The 19,485-nt window shown below is 60.9% G+C and carries 16 protein-coding genes; 7 read left to right on the top strand and 9 right to left on the bottom strand.

The annotated features are described in order from the left end of the window. Positions 1 to 20: 20 nt before the first annotated feature. From fusA to CTB96_RS19045, 5 genes are all read left to right on the top strand, one after another. Entirely contained in the window at positions 21 to 2,135 is a 2,115-nt protein-coding gene (gene fusA, locus CTB96_RS19065; RefSeq protein WP_110128333.1) for an elongation factor G, read from the top strand. Between the two features lie 126 nt (positions 2,136 to 2,261). Next, the gene (gene tuf, locus CTB96_RS19060; protein ID WP_110128332.1) at positions 2,262 to 3,455 is read left to right on the top strand and encodes an elongation factor Tu; all 1,194 of its coding nucleotides are present in this window, start codon (positions 2,262 to 2,264) and stop codon (positions 3,453 to 3,455) included. A 360-nt stretch (positions 3,456 to 3,815) separates the two neighbouring features. Continuing rightward, a complete protein-coding gene (locus CTB96_RS19055) occupies positions 3,816 to 4,112 on the top strand; it encodes an excalibur calcium-binding domain-containing protein (RefSeq protein WP_110128331.1) in 297 nt (98 codons plus the stop codon). A gap of 190 nt (positions 4,113 to 4,302) precedes the next feature. Beyond that, positions 4,303 to 4,524: an Rv0909 family putative TA system antitoxin gene (locus CTB96_RS19050; protein ID WP_110128330.1), complete on the top strand. Its 222-nt coding sequence runs from the start codon at positions 4,303 to 4,305 to the stop codon at positions 4,522 to 4,524. Positions 4,525 to 4,600: 76 nt separating this feature from the next. After that, positions 4,601 to 5,215 carry a GNAT family N-acetyltransferase gene (locus CTB96_RS19045; RefSeq protein ID WP_110128329.1) on the top strand — a complete coding sequence of 205 codons (615 nt, stop codon included), beginning with the start codon at positions 4,601 to 4,603 and terminating at the stop codon, positions 5,213 to 5,215. A gap of 19 nt (positions 5,216 to 5,234) precedes the next feature. On the opposite strand, the gene CTB96_RS19040 is transcribed toward CTB96_RS19045, so the two are convergent. The 7 genes from CTB96_RS19040 to CTB96_RS19010 all read right to left on the bottom strand — a co-directional run bounded on the left by CTB96_RS19040 (position 5,235) and on the right by CTB96_RS19010 (position 14,357). Then, the gene (locus CTB96_RS19040; RefSeq protein WP_181397342.1) at positions 5,235 to 6,356 is read right to left on the bottom strand and encodes an alginate O-acetyltransferase AlgX-related protein; all 1,122 of its coding nucleotides are present in this window, start codon (positions 6,354 to 6,356) and stop codon (positions 5,235 to 5,237) included. Positions 6,357 to 6,392: 36 nt separating this feature from the next. Beyond that, a complete protein-coding gene (locus CTB96_RS19035) occupies positions 6,393 to 7,886 on the bottom strand; it encodes an MBOAT family O-acyltransferase (protein ID WP_110128327.1) in 1,494 nt (497 codons plus the stop codon). A 378-nt stretch (positions 7,887 to 8,264) separates the two neighbouring features. After that, the gene (locus CTB96_RS19030; RefSeq protein ID WP_110128326.1) at positions 8,265 to 9,578 is read right to left on the bottom strand and encodes a UDP-glucose dehydrogenase family protein; all 1,314 of its coding nucleotides are present in this window, start codon (positions 9,576 to 9,578) and stop codon (positions 8,265 to 8,267) included. A 373-nt stretch (positions 9,579 to 9,951) separates the two neighbouring features. Continuing rightward, a complete protein-coding gene (locus CTB96_RS19025) occupies positions 9,952 to 11,427 on the bottom strand; it encodes a lipopolysaccharide biosynthesis protein (protein WP_110128325.1) in 1,476 nt (491 codons plus the stop codon). Between the two features lie 34 nt (positions 11,428 to 11,461). Continuing rightward, positions 11,462 to 12,334 (bottom strand): glycosyltransferase family 2 protein, encoded by an 873-nt coding sequence (locus CTB96_RS19020; RefSeq protein ID WP_110128324.1) that lies wholly within the window; start codon positions 12,332 to 12,334, stop codon positions 11,462 to 11,464. Beyond that, complete coding sequence (locus CTB96_RS19015; protein WP_146215863.1) at positions 12,334 to 13,302, bottom strand: polysaccharide pyruvyl transferase family protein; 969 nt, start codon at positions 13,300 to 13,302, stop codon at positions 12,334 to 12,336. The genes CTB96_RS19020 and CTB96_RS19015 overlap by 1 nt, the downstream gene beginning before the upstream one ends. Before the next feature lie 224 nt (positions 13,303 to 13,526). Beyond that, positions 13,527 to 14,357, bottom strand: a complete 831-nt coding sequence (locus CTB96_RS19010) for a polysaccharide pyruvyl transferase family protein (protein WP_181397341.1) — start codon at positions 14,355 to 14,357, stop codon at positions 13,527 to 13,529. A gap of 266 nt (positions 14,358 to 14,623) precedes the next feature. Between CTB96_RS19010 and CTB96_RS20405 the strand changes: the two genes are divergently transcribed. Continuing rightward, positions 14,624 to 15,631, top strand: coding sequence for a glycosyltransferase family protein (locus tag CTB96_RS20405; protein ID WP_146215862.1), 1,008 nt, complete (start codon positions 14,624 to 14,626; stop codon positions 15,629 to 15,631). 199 nt (positions 15,632 to 15,830) lie between these two features. Next, positions 15,831 to 16,976: an acyltransferase family protein gene (locus CTB96_RS19005; RefSeq protein ID WP_181397340.1), complete on the top strand. Its 1,146-nt coding sequence runs from the start codon at positions 15,831 to 15,833 to the stop codon at positions 16,974 to 16,976. 108 nt (positions 16,977 to 17,084) lie between these two features. On the opposite strand, the gene CTB96_RS19000 is transcribed toward CTB96_RS19005, so the two are convergent. Together CTB96_RS19000 and CTB96_RS18995 are read right to left on the bottom strand one after the other, a co-directional pair. Continuing rightward, positions 17,085 to 18,152, bottom strand: a complete 1,068-nt coding sequence (locus CTB96_RS19000; RefSeq protein ID WP_110128320.1) for a glycosyltransferase family protein — start codon at positions 18,150 to 18,152, stop codon at positions 17,085 to 17,087. Further along, complete coding sequence (locus CTB96_RS18995; protein ID WP_146215860.1) at positions 18,152 to 19,480, bottom strand: hypothetical protein; 1,329 nt, start codon at positions 19,478 to 19,480, stop codon at positions 18,152 to 18,154. Before CTB96_RS18995 ends, CTB96_RS19000 begins: the two co-directional genes overlap by 1 nt. Positions 19,481 to 19,485: the final 5 nt, after the last annotated feature.

The following is a 19,485-nucleotide window of genomic DNA, read 5'->3' as shown; positions in this document are numbered from 1 at the left end:
AACACTTCCGGAGGACACCCGTGGCACTTGACGTGCTCACCGACCTGAGCAAGGTCCGCAACATCGGCATCATGGCCCACATTGATGCCGGCAAGACCACCGTTACCGAGCGCATCCTGTATTACACGGGTGTCAACCACAAGATCGGTGAGACGCACGATGGCGCCTCCACGATGGACTGGATGGCACAGGAGCAGGAACGTGGCATCACCATCACGTCCGCTGCCACCACGTGTTTCTGGGCCGGTAACCAGATCAACATCATCGACACCCCTGGCCACGTGGACTTCACCGTCGAGGTGGAGCGTTCGCTCCGCGTTCTCGACGGCGCGGTTGCCGTGTTCGACGGCAAGGAGGGCGTTGAGCCCCAGTCCGAAACCGTCTGGCGCCAGGCCGACAAGTACGACGTGCCCCGCATTTGCTTCGTCAACAAGATGGACAAGCTCGGCGCCGACTTCTTCTACACCGTCGACACCATCGTCAAGCGCCTCGGCGCCAAGCCGCTGGTCATCCAGCTCCCGATCGGCGCCGAGAACACCTTCGAAGGTGTTGTCGACCTGGTCGAGATGCGTGCGCTGACCTGGCGCGGCGACTCCAAGGGTGACGTCGAGATGGGCTCCAAGTACGCCATCGAAGAGATCCCCGAAGACCTCGTCGAGCAGGCTGCGGAATACCGCAAGCTGCTTCTCGAGACCGTCGCCGAGACCGACGACGACCTCATGGAGAAGTACTTCTCCGGCGAAGAGCTCACCGTTTCCGAGATCAAGCACGCGATCCGTAAGCTCACCGTCGCCAGCGAGATCTACCCGGTCCTCTGCGGTTCCGCGTTCAAGAACCGTGGCGTGCAGCCGATGCTGGATGCCGTTGTCGACTACCTGCCGACCCCGCTCGACGTGCCGGCCATCGAGGCCCACGACGCGCGTGACGAAGAAATCGTTGTACTGCGCCACCCCACGTCAGAGGAGCCGTTCACGGCTCTCGCGTTCAAGGTTGCCGTGCACCCGTTCTTCGGTCGTCTGACCTACGTTCGCGTCTACTCCGGTCACCTGGACACCGGCGCGCAGGTCATCAACTCCACCAAGGGCAAGAAGGAGCGCATCGGGAAGATCTTCCAGATGCACGCCAACAAGGAAAACCCGGTCAGTTTCGTTACCGCCGGTCACATCTACGCGGTCATCGGCCTCAAGGACACGACCACCGGCGACACCCTGAGCGACCCGCAGCACCAGGTCGTACTCGAGTCGATGACGTTCCCCGACCCGGTGATCGAAGTTGCCATCGAGCCGAAGACCAAGCAGGACCAGGAAAAGCTGGGTCTCGCGATCCAGAAGCTGGCCGAAGAAGACCCCACTTTCCGTACCGAGCAGAACCAGGAAACTGGTCAGACGGTCATCAAGGGAATGGGCGAGCTTCACCTGGACATCCTCGTCGACCGCATGAAGCGTGAATTCAACGTTGAGGCGAACGTCGGCAAGCCCCAGGTTGCTTACCGCGAGACGATCAAGAAGGCCGTCGAGCGTCACGACTACACGCACAAGAAGCAGACCGGTGGATCCGGCCAGTTCGCGAAGATTCAGATCGCGATCGAGCCGCTTGAAATCACTGCCGACAAGTCGTACGAGTTCGTGAACAAGGTCACCGGTGGTCGTATCCCGCGTGAGTACATCCCTTCGGTTGACGCCGGAATCCAGGATGCCCTCCACGTGGGTGTGCTCGCCGGTTACCCGATGGTCGGCGTCAAGGCGAGCCTGCTTGACGGTGCCGCTCACGACGTCGACTCCTCGGAGATGGCGTTCAAGATTGCCGGTTCGATGGGCTTCAAGGAAGCCGTTCGTAAGGCAAACCCCGTTCTTCTCGAGCCGTTGATGGCCGTCGAGGTGCGCACCCCTGAGGAATACATGGGTGACGTTATCGGTGACCTCAACTCTCGTCGTGGCCAGATCCAGACCATGGAGGACGCCCAGGGCGTGAAGGTTATTCGCGCCAACGTTCCGCTGTCGGAGATGTTCGGTTACATCGGCGACCTGAGGTCCAAGACCTCGGGCCGCGCGGTGTACTCGATGACCTTCGAGAGCTACCAGGAGGTCCCGAAGGCTGTTGCCGACGAGATCATCCAGAAGAACAAGGGCGAGTAACCCACCGGCCTTCGGGCCGAATCGCTTAGGCCCCCAGGCCCGAGTAACATAAGTACACAAATCCAGCAGTTCCACCGGGCGTAAACCAACGTCCGGTGGAGCCGAGAGTCCTGAGGAGGACCCACAGTGGCCAAGGCCAAGTTCGAGCGGAACAAGCCGCACGTAAACATCGGAACGATCGGTCACGTTGACCACGGAAAGACCACGCTGACGGCAGCGATCTCGAAGGTCCTCGCCGACACGTTCCCTTCCGCAACCAACGTTCAGCGCGACTTCGCGTCGATCGACTCCGCTCCCGAAGAGCGCCAGCGCGGCATCACGATCAACATCTCGCATGTTGAGTACGAGACCGAGAAGCGTCACTACGCACACGTTGACGCTCCCGGCCACGCTGACTACATCAAGAACATGATCACCGGTGCTGCTCAGATGGACGGCGCGATCCTCGTGGTTGCCGCTACTGACGGCCCGATGGCTCAGACCCGTGAGCACGTTCTGCTCGCGAAGCAGGTCGGCGTGCCGTCCCTGCTCGTCGCACTGAACAAGTCCGACGCGGTTGACGACGAAGAGATCCTTGAGCTCGTTGAGCTCGAGGTTCGCGAACTCCTCTCCGCCCAGGGCTTCGATGGCGACAACGCCCCCGTCGTTCAGGTTTCCGCTCTCAAGGCGCTCGAGGGTGACCCCAAGTGGGTTGCAAAGATCCTCGAGCTCATGCAGGCTGTGGATGACTACTTCCCGGAGCCCGTCCGCGACAAGGACAAGCCCTTCCTGATGCCGATCGAGGACGTCTTCACGATCACCGGTCGTGGAACTGTTGTCACCGGCCGCGCCGAGCGTGGAACCCTCAAGATCAACTCCGAGGTCGAGGTTGTCGGCATCCGCCCGACCATCAAGACCACGGTCACTGGTATCGAGATGTTCCACAAGCAGCTCGACGAGGCTTGGGCCGGCGAGAACTGTGGTCTGCTTCTTCGTGGCACCAAGCGCGAAGACGTTGAGCGCGGCCAGGTTGTCGTCAAGCCGGGTTCGGTTACGCCGCACACCGACTTCGAGGGCACCGCGTACATCCTGTCAAAGGATGAGGGTGGGCGTCACAACCCGTTCTACGCGAACTACCGCCCGCAGTTCTACTTCCGCACCACCGACGTCACCGGCGTCATCACGCTGCCCGAGGGCACCGAGATGGTCATGCCTGGCGACACCGTGGAAATGACTGTCGCGCTGATCCAGCCGATCGCCATGGAAGAGGGCCTCGGCTTCGCTATTCGTGAAGGTGGCCGCACCGTCGGCGCCGGAACCGTCATCACGGTTCTCAAGTAATTCACTAGACCTGCTCACTCGTTGAGCTAGTCCAGAACAACAGGGTCGGTCCTTCGGGACCGGCCCTGTTGCCGTTAAGACCCCCCCCGCGCTGGTCGAGCCTGTCGAGACCCCAGCACCCGTCTCGCTGGTCGAGCTTGTCGAGACCCCCAGACCGTCTCGCTGGTCGAGCTTGTCGAGACCCCGCAACCGTCTCGCTGGTCGAGGCCCCCAGACCGTCTCGCTGGTCGAGCTTGTCGAGACCCCGTGACCCGCTACTGTCTACTAGGGCGCAAACCACCGGCGCCCGTGAGCCCTGGGGGACCCATGCGCAACAGAAACACCAGCCTTGCCATTTCCGGCCGACGTGGAGACCGCCTTATGGTCTTCTCAGTCGGCGTAGTGCTGTGCCTGGGGCTGAGCGCCGGAGCTTCTCCCGCGACTGCCGCCACTCATGCCGGGCCCTCAACAGCAAGCAAGGTCGCCGTCACCGTGTTCAAGAACTGCACCGCCCTGAACGCAAAGTACCCCGGCGGGGTCGCCAGGGCAGGTGTCACCGGTAACCTGGTGAACGGCAAGAAACGAGCCTTCACGAAGCGCCCCGTCTTCTCGACGCCGCTGTACACGGCGAACAAGAAGAGCGACCGCGACAAAGACGGCATCGCCTGCGAGCGCTGAGAATGCGCAGAGAGCTCCGCATTCTGACGTCGCCCTAGTCATGACCTCTGGTCGAGCCCCGCTCGTCACCGGATGAGCCGTGCGTCCGTCGAGCCCTTCCGATCGTCGTGCCCCTGTTCGCTGGTCGAGCTTGTCGAGACCCCGCAACCGGAACTACCCTCGTAACCACATACTCGGATCGGAGACCGACATGAACCTCAACGACATCACCCGCAAAGCACAGGAGTTCCTCAAGTCTGACAAGGGCGAGGAGATCAGCGACAAGGTACTCGACGGCGGCGCGGCCGTGGCGAACAAGGTCACCGGAAACAAGCACGCCGACAAGATCCAGAACGCCCGCGACACGGCCGACAAGCACCTCGGCCGCGACGACGGCCCGGCCGGCCACGACACGCGCCCCGACACCAAGTAGCAGCGGGGCACTGGTCCAGCAGAATCAGTGCCCACTGGCCTCGGCCACACCCGGCGACGTTCGGCAGACTCGAGGGATGACTACCGTTCTGTCGCCCATAACACTCGTGGGCACCCATGTTGTGCTCGAACCGCTCCGCCCCGGCCACCACGACGGCCTCGTCGACGCGGTGCGCGATGGTGAGCTGTGGAAGCTCTGGTACACCAGTGTGCCCGCTCCCGACGAGATGAGCGCCGAGATCGACCGACGCCTGTCTCTGCAAGACGCCGGGTCGATGCTCCCCTTCACAACCCGCCTGCGTGACCCGGCCACCGGGGCAGCGGGCCGGATCATCGGCATGACCACCTACATGAACATCGACGCGGATCTACCGCGGGTGGAGATCGGTTCGACCTGGAACGCGGCGTCGGCGCACGGCAGCGGCACCAACCCGGACTCGAAGTTGCTGCTGCTCGGGCACGCGTTCGAAACGCTCGGCTGCCCGGCCGTCGAGTTCCGCACGCACTGGCTCAACCACCAGTCGCGCGACGCGATCGCACGCCTCGGGGCCAAGCAGGACGGCGTCCTGCGCAGCCATGCGCGGTCCGCGGACGGCACGCTGCGCGACACTGTGGTCTTCTCCATCCTCGCTAACGAATGGCCGATGGTGCAGTCCGCCTTGCAACATCGCATCCGCAAGCCCCGACGCTGATGACAGGTCGGCCGGGCGCCTACTTCAGCGCTGACGCGAGCGAGGGCCAATCCCCGCTGCTGCTGTAGCGCTCAACGCGTTCCACGATCACCCGGTCGTATTCGCCGGCCTGACCCGATTCATTCAGGCCGGTCATCGTCACGTCCGCGAAGAAATTCGACAGCTGGGTCGGGATCTCGTGCATCAGGAAGGAGTCGCCGATCAGCAGGGTCTTGCCGGGCACCAGCGGGCTGGATGACGATTCAGAGGTGAAATGCAGCAGCGGCGAGCCGCCCGCCCCGATGCTCGATGCCGAGGTAGTGATCACGTTCGGCCGGTCGAACGACGCCGAAGTTTTGTAGTCGGTGTCTTCCACCCCCATCATGTGGTTGAGATCGCCCACGTACGGAGCCGGGTCGCTGAAGACGGGATGCGTGAGATCATCCATAATGGCCGGCGGCGCCTGGTGATCCGCGACCAGGCGTTGCATCAGCGCGTTGCTCAGCGCCAGCGAACCGGACGCGCTCCAGTGCGTGTCGTTCCAGAGGTAGGCGGGATCGGCCTTTGTGTCGCGGGCGGCAACGGCCGCGTGCAGGGTGATCAGCGGCAGGCCGCCCTCTGCCTCCCAGTTCTCAAAGTGCTCGCGCACAAAATCGCTGCAGCGCAGCAAGGTCGGCGAGAGACCGTCGATCCCCGTACGACGAACGGATGTCTTGTCCGGCGCCACCATGAACAGCACGTACTTGCCGGCCGCGGCCATCGCCGCCTGGTCCTGTTCGAGCACCGCCTTCACAACGCCCAGAGAATCGGTGGTCTCCCGGCAGGGGCGGAACAAGTCCTCGGTGTAAAACGGTTGGTGGTCGCTGCCGAAGATCACCGAGGCGGTTGGGCTACGCCCGATCCCGTGCACTGTCAGATCGCCCAACGCCTCCGAGACCGCCGCCTGGGCGCCGAGCCGGTCCCGCAGCGCGGCTTCGATGCCCCGATAGGTGGCGGCGTCACCCGCCGACGCCGCGGACAAGACAGGCCAGGGCAGTAGGGTGCGGTTCTCCGCTCCGGCGGTGTTGCCCGGCACCAGCCAGACGGCGAGCAGAGCCACGCTGAACCCAGAGATCAGGGCTGTGAGGCCCCAGCGTCGCCATCCGCGGATGTTGCCGGTCACTGGTGCGGTTTCGTTGGGCTGAGTCACGAGGGCGCCTTAGAACTGGAAGTACAGGAAGGGACTGAAATTGGAGTGCAGCACCATCGACAGGGTCACAACGAGGGTGAGCGGCACGAGCACCCACGCGGTCTTCCACCGGAAGGCGGTGAGGGTGCCGGTTTCGGATTGCCCGAAGACGGTGTGAAAACCGGTGCGACGTGACGGCATCACGAAACTCAGCGCACCTGTCGCCATCGCAGCGATGGTGAACGGGGTGAGCGCGACGAACAGCGTGGGGGAGATGGCATCCCACGGCCCGGCCAGCATCGCCCGCCAGATGGCCATGCTCGTGGGCATCTCGAGCGCCCGGAATGGCACCCAGGCCACGATGACGAACAACAGGGTCACCGCTCGGCGAAGTACCACCAGCGACCGCATATTGCGCAGGCCCGTCACCCGCTCCAGCAGGAGCGCTGCCGAGTGCAGGCCACCCCAGACGAGGAATCCGGCTAGCGCGCCGTGCCATAGCGAGGTGAGTAGGAACACGAGGAGCAGGGCGCCGTATTCCACCCAGACGCCGCGGCGGTTGCCACCGAGCGGGATGTAGACGTAGTCCCTAAACCACTTGGTGAGGGTGATGTGCCAGCGGCGCCAGAAGTCGGTGATGTTGGCCGCGGTGTAGGGGGAGCGGAAGTTCTCCGGGAATTGGAAACCGAACATTTGCGCCAGCCCGATGGCCATGTCGGAGTAGCCGCTGAAGTCAAAGTAGATCTGCAGCGCGTAGGCCACCGCGCCGAGCCAGGCACCCGTTCCCGACATCAGGTTGGGATTGCTCACATTGTCGAACATCGCGTTGGCGACCAGCCCGCAGTTGTCGGCGATGAGCACCTTCTTTGCCAGCCCCCAGGTGAACCGGGTGATGCCGTAGCCCATCTGCTTCGCGGTGATGCGCCGCACGGCCTGGATCTGCGCGCCGATCTCGGCGTACCGCACGATGGGGCCGGCGATTTGGTGCGGGAACACGAACAGGTAGAGCAGGTACGACGGGAACGAGGTCGTGAGTGGCCGGCCGGCCCGGGCGGAGTCGATGACGAATGAGAGCGCGTGGAAGGTGAAGAACGAGATCCCCAGCGGCAGCGCCCAGCTCTGGGCGCCCATATTCATCAACCGGCTCGAGATATGGGGTATGTCCAGGGTCGATATCTGTGGCAGGTATTTGAAGGCGATGAGCGGCACCAGGATGATCAGCAGGGTCACCATTGATGGGATGGTGATCTTGCGGGCTTCCCTATCCCGATAGTTCGGCCGGGCGCGACGCATGATCAGCCAGGCGATGTACGCGCCGCCGAAACTTGACACGCTCACTAACAGAATGGCGAGGATGGCGCTGCCGGCGCCCCACAGGTAGAACAGGCCGCTCGCGGCCAGGAGCCAGGTGTTCCGGCCCCGCCGCCAGTGGACCGGAATGGCATGGTAGCCCAGGAGGGTTAACGGAAGGAAGAGGAACAAAAAGGTAGGACTCGAGAACACCACGAAAAACCAACCCGCCATAAGGAGTCCGGCAGTCGGGCAACGTCAATGTTGCCGTCTGCCGAAGAGCGCTCAGGGACCACCGCCTGGGATGGCCCCTGAACACACTATTGGCGGGTGCGTCGGCGCCGGCGTTGAACGCGGCCGGCGGTCACCCCCACTTCTGGGCACTGCGGGAGACATCCCCAGTTGTTCGCGGCGCTTGCGGACGGGGGAGTCACCGAGGCGGCACCACTGGCAGTGGGCGCGACGCTCCCGCATCGCGTTGCCCGACACGGTAGCCCTTGAGCGGGCGCTCGCCGTGGGCGACGTGTTCGACGAGACTTCCCCGTCGTCCAAGCGGTGAAAAAACGCCGGCCCGGATGATCATCCGGGCCGGCGAGGTACGCGTAACTGTCGTTACGACCGGCCCATTCCGGTGTAGCTCCAGCCGGCGGCGCGCCAGGCGGCGGCATCGAGAGCGTTGCGGCCGTCGATGATGATGCGGGTCTTCACCAGGGTGGCAGCCCAGACCGGGTCGATCTCCACGAATTCGGGCCACTCGGTCACGAGCACCACGAGGTCTGCATCCTGAAGGGTGTCGGCGATGACGTCGGAGTAGCGGAGCTGCGGGTGCTTCGCCTGCGCGTTCTCGATCGACTTAGGGTCGTTCGCGAGCACATCGGCACCGAGGCCGTGCAGCTGCACGGCCACGTCGAGCGCGGGGGAGTCGCGTACGTCGTCGGAGTGCGGCTTGAAGCTCAGGCCCAGCACCGCGACCTTGCCGTCGTGCAGCCGGTCGCCGAGCGCCGTGGTGGCGAGGTCGACCACGTGCGAGCGCCGGCGCAGGTTAATCTGGTCGACCTCTTTCAGGAACGCCACCGACTCGCCCCGGCCGAGTTCTTCGGCCCGAGCGGTGAACGCCCGAATGTCCTTGGGCAGGCAGCCGCCGCCAAAGCCGACCCCCGCGTTGAGGAAACGACGGCCGATCCGCGCGTCGAAGCCGATGGCGTCGGCGAGTTGGGTGACATCGGCGCCGGTGACTTCGGCGATCTCTGCCATGGCGTTGATGAAGCTGATCTTCGTGGCGAGGAAAGCGTTCGCGGCAACCTTGACGAGCTCGGCGGTCGCGTAGTCAGTGACCACCAGTGGGGTCTCAGCGGCGATAGCGGAGGCGTAGACCTCGTTGAGCAGAGCGACGGATCGTTCGCCCGCTTCGCCCGGCGCGACGCCGTAGACAAGGCGGTCGGGGCTGATGGTGTCTTGCACGGCGAAGCCCTCGCGCAGGAACTCAGGGTTCCAGACGAGTGACGCGCCGCTACCCGACTCGGTGATCAAGTCAGCAAGGCGGCTGGCCGTTCCGACCGGCACCGTGCTCTTACCCACGACCAGGTCGCCTTCGGCGAGGTACGGCAGCAGCCCGGTGATGGCGGCATCCACATAGGTGAGGTCCGCCGCGTGGCTTCCTGCCTTCTGCGGGGTCCCCACGCCGATGAAGTGCACCTGTGCGCCGGCAGCGTCGGCGATATCGGTACTGAAGCGCAGTCGGCCGGTGGCGGTCGCGGAGGTCAGGATCTCGGAGAGGCCCGGCTCGAAGAACGGCGGGCGGCCCTGTGCGAGTTGTGCGATCTTGTCGGCGTCCACATCGATGCCCACGACGTCATGACCGAGCTCCACCATGGCCGACGCGTGCACCGCCCCAAGGTAGCCGCATCCAATTACCGATAGCTTCATGCGCTGTGTTCCATAGTACTAACCCTAGGGCCCGACCAAAGCTCCACGATTCCTCGGTAGCAGTTGATGGCTGCTGAGCTAGGTTCCGGTGGATTCGGCGTACTCCCGCCCAGCACCGTGCCACGGCGGAGACACTCGCGTCACGCACTCCGAATTGACGGGATTCATCAACATTCGGTCATGGTTCTGCAATGACTGGGATATGTGTCCGCTGTTCGTCGGCGATGCGCCGGTGAAAAGGGACGTCGTGCATACAACCCGGCAACACGCGGAAGAGGTGGTGCGGTTGTTCAGGAACGAGTCGGAACTAATCCTCTCTAGGGGATAGACGCACTTGGGTGTAACGGACGTTGTCGGTGCACCGTTCGCAGGCTCACCGTCTGCGGACGATTCGATTCTGGATAGGAATTGCAAGCTGTCGCAGGACCATGCGATTTTCGTTGCCCGCGAAGGCCCACAGGAGCAAGGCGTATACCGCAAGGCCGCCGGCTCCGAGGGGCACGGCAAATGTCCAGAACGCGTGGTCGCTGTTGGCCCAAGCGGTACCTTGCAGGAAAGCGATCGCCAGGACGACCGGGATCATCGCCAACACGCATCGAAAGACCTGTCCGAGATACTTCCAAATGGGAAGCCCAATCAAGCGATGAAGCGCCCAAATACGGACCGGCCACGTCGCAATCCTCGACCAGCGAGAGAACGCGACCCCGAATACTCCGAAAGGTACAAATGCGAACACGAGAAGCACGCCAACTATGTTCTGGAGTACGGCCACCCACAGTGCCACATTCGCTCGCCCGATCGCCAAGAAGGCACTGCGATCGAAGTACATCACGGCGCCGAAGGCCCATCCGCCTGCGAGGATCCACATGATCGGTACAGTTTCGTCCCATCCAGTCCCGAAAGCGAAGGGGACGATCTGAGCTGCGAGCACCGCCACGAGTCCGAACATCGGCACACCGATGGCGGCGGATGCGAATGTCATCTGGAGGAAGATGCGATTGAGTCGAGGTAGGTCGTCCTGCACTTTTGAGAAGGTAGTGAGCGTCACTTTGGACATCACTGTCGTGACCAGTTCGATCAGTATCGTACCGATGCGCTGGGCGAGGTAGTAGTAGCCCAGGTCCTGGGCGCTGAAGAATGCGCCGACAATAAGCTTGTCAATGTTCTGCTGGAGGGCGTCCAAAAGCCCGATTCCCATGATGCGAACCCCCATGGTCCACATCGATCGCAAGGAGGCGAAGGAGAATTCCCAGCTCGGGCGCCATGTCGTAGCTGACCACAAAACGACAACGGACGCGGTGTTCGTTACGAGCGCCTGCGCGACGAGAGCCCAAACTCCACCGCCGCTGAAGGCGATAGGAATTGCGACAGCGGCGCCACACAACGCCCCGATGACCTGTCGGATTGCAAGCGACTTGAAACCAAAGGACCTTTCAAGCAGCGCAGCTGGAACCTGGGCCAGCGAAGAGATCGGCAGGCCAAGTCCCATGATTCGCAAGACGCCCGTGAGATCTGGTTCGCCGAACATACCCGCGAGGAGTGGAGCCGTTAGGAACAACGCGGCATACAGGACGACGCTGAGGGTCACCGATGTCCAGAACGCTGTCGAGGAGTCCTTAGGGGAAAGCTCCCTTTTTTGGACCAGGACCGTCACGAATCCTGCTTCGACGAAGACTTGCAATATGGCTGTGACGACCGTTGCCATGGCAACAAGACCGAAATCTTCAGGTGAAAGAAGACGGGTCAAAACGGCGATTACGATGAGCGCCAGCAGCCGAGATGTCCATCGTTCCAGGACGATCCAGCCGATCGACTGCGTGGCTTTTCGGCGGAGGCCGTCGTCAGTCATCGCTTTGTTGCCTGATCGCCAGCGACGTGGAGTGTCACGATCGAGACCTCGCCTTGGTCACTCGCCTTAGCACGCGGTGGCCGAAATGCGCGATCTCCTCCCACACCGATCGTGGGCCAACGGCCGACCAAACTGTCGAGATTGGCCCACGCGTGGGGCGCAGTCCAAACTCCCGTTGGATTTTCGCGTTGAGAGGATGGGCAAGTCCGCGGAGGGTCTTACCGGAGTGATTCTCACCAGTGTCAACATGGTACACAGCCGCCGGATACGGGAAGGGCTCTAACAGCCGCCCGTGCTTCTGGAACCACGTCTCGGCGTTCCGGTGTGCGCCCATAATGGCGTTCAGGCGCTCCCCAAATGCAAGAGCGACTTGCTCTTGCGATGCTGAAATGGTCAAGTTGGCGGGTACGCCATATGCCTCAAAGGGGATGATGAAGGACGTGCCGCAGGCGCGATTGAACTGCCTCTGCGCGACATAGGAATTTCGCGCGCGAGAGTACATCCAGCCTTCTCGAACGACCCAGCCGCTGTGTTCCGGATAGTCGTGAACGGTGCTAGCGAGATCACGATGCACAAAGTCGTCGGCATCGAAGCTCATGACGTGTGTTGGGGAGAACGGCAGCGCGGCGATTAAGCCAATGCCAAGCTTTGTTCCCTTGTCCCAAACGAAGGGTTCCCGCGCAGTGCGCGCACCGGTCGGCGGTGCCGGAGGCGGGAATGAGACCTGCACGAAGTGGGCGCGTTCAGGAAGCGGGAAGCCTGGCCGTTGGTTGCCCACGATGATGATGACGTAATCGTCGGAGGTTTGCTGCGCCACTGATTTCAGTGTGTCGTCCAGAAGGGCCTCTACTCGACCGTAGTCCACCGAGTTTTGTGGGTGCCGGAGGGTGGTGATAAAGGCAAGCACTAGGGCGCTACTAGTTCTTCGACGTAGCCTCGAGCGATGTCGAGGTCCGTGGCGTACTTCGCAGTCGTGAATTTTCCAGTGTAATCCTCGAAAACAGCACCGATTTTCCGGTAGTTGTTGTCCAAAGCAACGTGGTCGATTCCGAGAAGGATTGCCAGCACGTGGGCGTGCAGTCGATCGACCACAACGACGCGCGCCGTCGCGTACAGGCGAAGGGCCCCTTCAATATTGATGTCATTTAGCGAAACGATCAACCGCTGCACAGCCCATTGCGGATAGACCGGGATTAGCCTGATCCGCCGACGGTACCGTACAAGACGATGGTGGAGCTTCATCGCTGTTCGCGCGAAGCGCCACCGAACAGCCAACCAACCCTCGCTATGCCAGTCCGTGTTGGTAGCGTCAAGCCCGGGAACCCAACCGGCACCGACTGTGTGGAGTCCAGACATCGCTTCCTTGTCCTGGCGAGCGATGATGAGGAGGGACTGGCCGGGGGCGGGCTGCAGACCAGCGGGGGGTTCAAAACCCAGAGCCATGTCGTAACAAAAGATCGGAGTCAGGTTGGGCAGAACGTTCTTTGCGCGTTCGATTGACAGCGAATCACGTAGCAGGAGATGAAAATCGGGGTGAGTACCGATAATCGCGTTAGCCAGAGCCGCGCGCTCAGGTGACTGGAAGTAGATCGACTGCGGAAGTTGCACGATTCGATAGTCGGGAAGATCCTTGGCGATTTGTTCCCTGTGGTTCTGGTGTCCGGTCCACAGATCTCCGAAGTTACCCCCGCCGTGAAGGAGCACGACACCGGATGGCATAGCGCGACGCAATTCCGCAGGATCGTAAGTGTTCAAGTCTGAGACATATCGAAGTCTGAGACCCAAACGGCGCAGGTACGCCATTTCCCCAGCCCAGATCAGGGAATCCCCCACATTGGTTTGGTTAGGTGCGTCCAGAAGTGCGACGTCGATCATGTCGCCGATTGCCTCGCGTAAGGTAACTCCCGTGGAGTCCCGAAGGCCGCGAAGATATTCCGAATCGATGTCGCTTAACAGCACACTTTCCTATCCCTAATCGGAGCACTTCTGTCGACAGGCAACAATCTGCATGTCCCACACGGCACTCACTGGGCCCATCCGCGTTCTCATGAACCGTATGCGCAGGGCCAATCCTACTGACAGCCTGTTCGTTGCTGAAACTACGAGCGTTTTTGGACCGCAACTTCAACCCCGTGATCCCAAAGGTCAAACGGAAATGCCCCTAGAAGCGCGGTGGGGTCATAGGCCAAGGGTTCAGCTCCACCTAGCTGGAGGGCTTCGTCGACGCTCAACGCAGTCTTGGGCATGGCGCGACCGGTGCCTAGGTAATAGTCTTCATACTTGAATTCTGACTCGTGACTAGAGCCGACAAGTCGAGCCGCTACGCCGAAAGACTCGGCGACAACTATTCCGTGGAGAGACGATCCCACGACCAGTTCGCTATTGGCAATACGTCTTATGCAGTCCGCGAGCGGAGTCCGCGGATCGAGTACGTTGTCCTGTCGTCTGTATTTTGGGAAGTCGTTGAGGTTCGGCACGATCGTCACGGCATGCTTCTTCTGGCCCGGAACAGGTGACAGCTCGGGGAAGAACTGTGCAGTTAGAACCCCGGGGTCGCCGAATATTGTTGGGACGGATATCCCACGTCCTTGAAGAAATTTCGCCGTGAGTGGTCCACGAACTGCTCTAATATCCAGCTCGGAGAAGTGATGCGTGGCGTTGGTTTCTTTACCATTTCGCCCCGTACCCCAGACGGTGTCTCCGTCGGCTGCGAAGTGCAACACGGAACCGATACTAAAGAGGCGCGAGTTCGCTTGTGCGTCGCCGGCTTCAAGACCCTCGCTCGCCAAGACTCTCTTCACGATTTCGGGGCCGAGTAGATCACCGAAGTTGTTAACAGGAGCACCGGAGTAACCCGCCCTGGCAAGGCGGCGCCCCAAGAGTCCAGGCAGAAGCGGGCGACCCGGATTCCAGGAATACAGCTCAATCAAGTAACTTGCCTTTCGTGCGGGCAGATTCCGATGGGTATCACCGAAGCCCCAATCGGATTCAATTTCAACACTACAACCTGGATTTGGCCGCACATTGTTTACCCTCCGAAAGGCGCAAGGATGCTCGCCGACACCGGGGCAGACCCGCGAGACCGAGATAGTCGAAGACTGACGGCCTCCGGATATGACGCTCCGCTTTCACTGGGAGACTGGAGTTCTCCAGCAATGTATAGCCGCCGTGGGCTGCGGAGAGAGAAGAGGCTCAAGTGAAAGACGTGGTCCGGGTGCTGTTTGACACAAGAGAGACCAACTGGAAGGACAACCCGTACATAGACCTTCTGGCTCAATCTGTGCGCCCGGATATTGTGATTGTCGGTTTCACCTGGCGCGTCCTTCTAACCGGAAAGTACGACGCGTTTCACGTTCACTGGCCGGAACACTTGATTACCCAACCAACGTTTGCTCGGCGACTTGTCGTTCGGACGTTGTTCTTCCTGGCACTTGTCCGGCTGCGATGCAAGCGCGTTCCTGTAGTAAGAACCATGCACAACAGAAACGCCCATTTCCAGGTTGAGCGCATTGACAAGGCTCTTCTGCAGCTGTTCGAAAGGCTCGTCACGGCGCGGATCTGGCTTTCAGATCGTGAAGACGAAGATGGAGTGCGCGGTGACGGCGACGTGGTCATTCCGCATAGTGATTACGCCCCGTGGCTAGAGGCCCTCGGAACTCTAGAGGAGGCACCCTTAGGGATCAACCAGATACTGTGTTTCGGAGTGATCCGTCGGTACAAACGCTTCGACGAGGTCGCGAACGCTGCGGTCAACTTGGGCTATCCTCATCTCACAATTGCTGGAGCCCCGTCTGAACCGGATTACGCTAAGGAGCTTAGGTCGATTGCTGAAGCTCATCCGTCCCGATTGAGCATCATTCTCAAACGGCTGGATTCTGAAGAACTCGTCGAGAGAATCCAGTCCGCCAACCTCGTCGTCGTGCCGTACGCGGACCTCTACAACTCAGGGGTGGTCCTTCTGGCACTCTCGCTACAGCGCCCTGTCGCCTTACGAGAGAGCTCTGCGTCGAGAGCTCTCGCTGCAGAGTACGGAGATTATTGGATTCGCCGATACGAAGGTGAACTCACCGCCTTGTCGTTGGACAGACTGATTGCCGAACCCGATGACGTGCAAGCCCGAGCGTTCTCGGAGCGAAGACAATGGAGTTTTGCTGCACGGGAACATCGCGCAGTCTACCGGCGCGTTACTCGGCGGCCCCACTGAACAGTTTTCAGAATCACTCAGGAAGCGTGCGAGCCGAATGGATCTCTCGACCCTCGGTATGTCTCTGAGCACTATGTTGTCTGTGAGACCCTCTTCCCCACGGCGGGCTGACTCAACGGTTATCGCGCAAGCGCGGCTGGTACCTCTCCCTCGCCTCAGGTGCAATGCTGCGCGCCAGAAGCATGGCAGGCTCTTCTCCATGCAAGAAAACAATCCGCCCGCCCGCCTGGATTTCCAATTCGCGGACGGTTTGAGGGCTATTGCTGCTCTCGGAGTGGCGTTATTCCACACCTACGTATTCACGGGTCTTACGGGATCAACTCAAGCCTTGCCTGATATCTTGGAAGTGTTGCGTCTTGGCAAGTTTGCAGTCCCCGTCTTCATAGTTCTATCGGGCTTTGTGCTGATGCTGCCGGTTGCTCGGCGTGACGATCTGCAGTTCCGTTCCGGTTCCCTGGAATACCTCAAGCGCAGAGCAAAGCGCATCCTGCCGCCTTACTTCGCGGCGATCGCTCTCTTCCTGCTCTTGATATGGGCGGTCCCGCTGCTACAACATCCAGGCGGAACAGTCTGGGACAGCAAGATCCCGGTGACGCCGTGGGGCGTAGTTTCTCACTTCCTACTTCTTCACAATCTTTCCGGGGAAACGGTGTTTCAGATTGATGGCCCTGCTTGGTCGGTAGCCACGGAGTGGCAAATCTATTTCGCCATGCCGTTCCTCCTCTTGCCGATATGGCGCAAATTCGGCGGCGTGGTTGCAGTGGCGGTCGCGGTCATCGCCGGGTGGGGGATCCATCTTTCGGTTCCATCCCTAGATGGTGCGCATTTCTGGTTCCTTGGTCTCTTTGCATTCGGGATGGCGGCTGCCTACATCGTCGTCCGTGGCATCAGAGTTCCCCACCTAGGCTTCTCCGTTGCAGTCCTCAGTATCTCTTCGATCGTAGTAATCATGTTCGCAAACGATATTGCTGAGCGCCGGGCGTGGCTATCTGAGACCGCCCTGGGTGTCGTCGTGGCGCTCGCGCTTGTTTGGCTCTCGCAGAAGAGTCTGAGTGGGTCCAAGACGCCCGCTCACCTCGTGCTGGAATCCCGTCCCCTCGTGTGGATCGGCACCTGGTCCTACAGCGCCTACCTCATTCACAGCCCGCTTCTGGGACTGGGCAACCTTCTGCTGTTGCCGATAGGGCTTCCGATCGGCGTGCATTTCTTGGTAATGGTTGTCGTCGTACTCCCGCTATCGCTGGCGTGTGCGTACGGATTCCATTTGATCGTTGAGAGACGGTTTATGACTAGCCACCAATCCCACGGCACCACTACCCCGAATGAAGAGAGAGCTGTGGCGTAAAGCGCTACAGGATGTAGGGCGCATGACGCGATGAGGTACGCTGAGCGCCACAGTGCCGACGGGCAAGCGATGGCCGCAGCCGATACTCGGCCTGACTTGCACGCTTGCCTAGAGGGAGAGGCAGAACTTCTCGACCGCGTCCGCCTTCGCTGACCAGTCCTGAAGGCGAGCTGCTTCTACACCGGCTGCGTTGGTGCCGTCACGACGGTGCTCTGTAGCGTATATGCGGGCGCCCTCCTCGGCGGTCCGATAGGTTTTCACACCAGGAAGGTTGCGGGCGGCAATTACAGGAGTTTCCTTGGAAACTACTAGAAGGCCCGCGGCAAGGTATTCAAAGAGTTTCATGGGGCTACGGCCACGATTGCTCGGGGAATCCGACAAGGGCAGGAGGCCGACCCGGGCCTGAGCTAACAGCGAGGGAACCTCCGAATACGGAACAGACCCTAAGAGCGCGACATTGGGAGGCAAATCAGAGGGGGCAGAATCGACAGGGCCGGCCAACCTCACTGGAGCATCCGGCGCGGCGAGTGCGAACTGTCTGACAGCGTCCCAGTCAAACCTGTCGTCTAAGGCGCCTACGTACACCGCTCCGGAGCGGCCTGCGGCAGGGGAAACTGCAAATCGCCCGAATTCAACGCCGTTCTCGATAGTCATCCGCGGTATTTGTCTGTCCAGTGGCAGGGCCTGCAGTACCTCATCAGATGTGGCGATTACCCCTGAAGCGAGCCTCAGGAGGGCGCGTTGCTTGGCGGCAGCGGCCCCGTCCAGATACAAGTCAGTGGGCCTGTAGACAACTGTGTCCGCAAAGCGCGTGAGTGGCCCCGCACTCATAAGCGGCTGATCTACGAGCATGAAGCGGGCACCAAGGAATCCGATGTCGCCCAATGCATTCTTGAGGTAGCGAGAGGTGGAAAGTCGTGCGGGAAGCATCGTTCGTGGCACCAGTTGGAGCACCCCGTGCTCATCGCGCAGCGCCCCCAGGAGCGACTGTGCTTCTCGCCCGTCGGCTCCCTTACCTAGCACCGCGTGGGCCGTCGAGAACGGCGTCGATATGTGCGCGACGTTGTACCCGCGTATCGAAAGTTCACGCGCCAGATGATGACTGCCGACCTTGAAAAAACCACCCGCATGAGTATGGCTGATGAATACTATTCGCTTGTCCATCTCGCCGACCACTAGGAGCGCTCAGATGCGTCGGCGGAATCAGAAGGATTAATGGTGTCTGCCCGGCGCAGGGAGGGGGGCCGACTATCGCCGCCCGCCGACTGCACGGTGCGCGCCCTAGTCCCACGGGTTTCACGCCGCTTAAGTGTGAACGGGCGCACTCGGTACTGGGGCCATCGGTCGAGGGCCGCCTTCACTGCTAGAGAGACAATCAAGCCCGCCGCCGTCACCAGAAGCAGGAAAACCAGTATTCCTTGATTGAAAAGGAAGATTCGCCAATACTCCGCGAAGCCGTATAGAAGCACGGCTGCGAAGATCGAAACAACGGATCGGTACCGAGCGAACACGCCGAAGCCGAAGGCCGCTAGTGCGAGCACCAGGAGCGTGTACGTAGCGCCCCACCATCCGTACCTTACATATGTGTCTGCAAAAGCGGAGTTGGTCGTCAGATTGTCCGCAACACTCACTGATCCGTATCGCTCGTCTTTAGTGCCAGTGCCCAGGTTCACCTTCTCGAAATCGACGAACGTCGGGGCGATCGCTTGCAGGGAGAGAAACGGGTCGCCAGCCACCGCCAGTTTCCCAGTAGAAATCTGGTCAGCGACGCCGAGGGACACTTGAATTGGCGTCCCGAGGTACGCAGCGAGCTGGTAGGCATTCATTTCCATTGCATTCTCGACGCCGTGACGCTCGTAGTAGCCCGCATTCCTTGCGTAGTTGAACGCCGTCAATCCTCCAAAGAGAGCGAAGAACGCGATGACGGCAACCCACCACTTGAGACGAAAGCCGCGGTTCGTTCGTACGAAAAGGAACACATATACGAGTAAGGCCAGAATCAACGACAGACGGGAGGCCAGCGCAACATTCGCCAACAGTAGTAAGACATTCCAGAGCACAACAGGAAGCGGAGCGTTCTTTCGTTGCCAGAGATAGACGCCTACTGGTGCTGCCAGAGCTGTCGCATAGCGGAGCGTGGAAATCCCCGTTCCTTCAGGCAAAGCGTGCGCCAGATTATTGAAAGTTTGGTTTTGAATCGCATCAATAATGCTCACGTTCAAAGCAATGTGAACTAAGCAGTAGACCATTCCGACTGAAGCGACTATTGAAATGAACCAAAAGAAGCTTCGCTCAAGGGAGGGGGAGTGATCGAAAGCCGCGAACCGCCCGATGGTGCGTACTTTCGTACCGAGCTTTATGCAAGCCCAGATGACAACCAAGCACAGCGCGTACCAGCCAGCCAACACAAAGGCGCCGCCTGCCCCAACAGTGCTACGTTCAGCGAATCCGCGAAGCTCTTCTGATTGCCCTGGAATTACCCACATGGCGAAGCTGACTGCCACTGAGA

It is taken from the genome of Cryobacterium arcticum (assembly GCF_003185895.1).
Taxonomy (GTDB): Bacteria; Actinomycetota; Actinomycetes; order Actinomycetales; family Microbacteriaceae; genus Cryobacterium; species Cryobacterium arcticum.
The sequence above is the reverse complement of the archived record's forward strand: the minus strand, read 5'-3'. Positions and strand labels throughout refer to the sequence as shown.

Bases quoted from the DNA above. Each gene is read 5' to 3' on its own strand.
- CTB96_RS19045 (WP_110128329.1), top strand. From the start codon at position 4,601: ATGACTACCGTTCTGTCGCCCATAACACTCGTGGGCACCCATGTTGTG.
- CTB96_RS19005 (WP_181397340.1), top strand. From the start codon at position 15,831: ATGCAAGAAAACAATCCGCCCGCCCGCCTGGATTTCCAATTCGCGGAC.
- CTB96_RS19055 (WP_110128331.1), top strand. From the start codon at position 3,816: ATGGTCTTCTCAGTCGGCGTAGTGCTGTGCCTGGGGCTGAGCGCCGGA.
- CTB96_RS19025 (WP_110128325.1), bottom strand. From the start codon at position 11,427: ATGACTGACGACGGCCTCCGCCGAAAAGCCACGCAGTCGATCGGCTGG.
- CTB96_RS19030 (WP_110128326.1), bottom strand. From the start codon at position 9,578: ATGAAGCTATCGGTAATTGGATGCGGCTACCTTGGGGCGGTGCACGCG.
- CTB96_RS19050 (WP_110128330.1), top strand. From the start codon at position 4,303: ATGAACCTCAACGACATCACCCGCAAAGCACAGGAGTTCCTCAAGTCT.
- CTB96_RS19035 (WP_110128327.1), bottom strand. From the start codon at position 7,886: ATGGCGGGTTGGTTTTTCGTGGTGTTCTCGAGTCCTACCTTTTTGTTC.
- CTB96_RS19015 (WP_146215863.1), bottom strand. From the start codon at position 13,302: ATGATCGACGTCGCACTTCTGGACGCACCTAACCAAACCAATGTGGGG.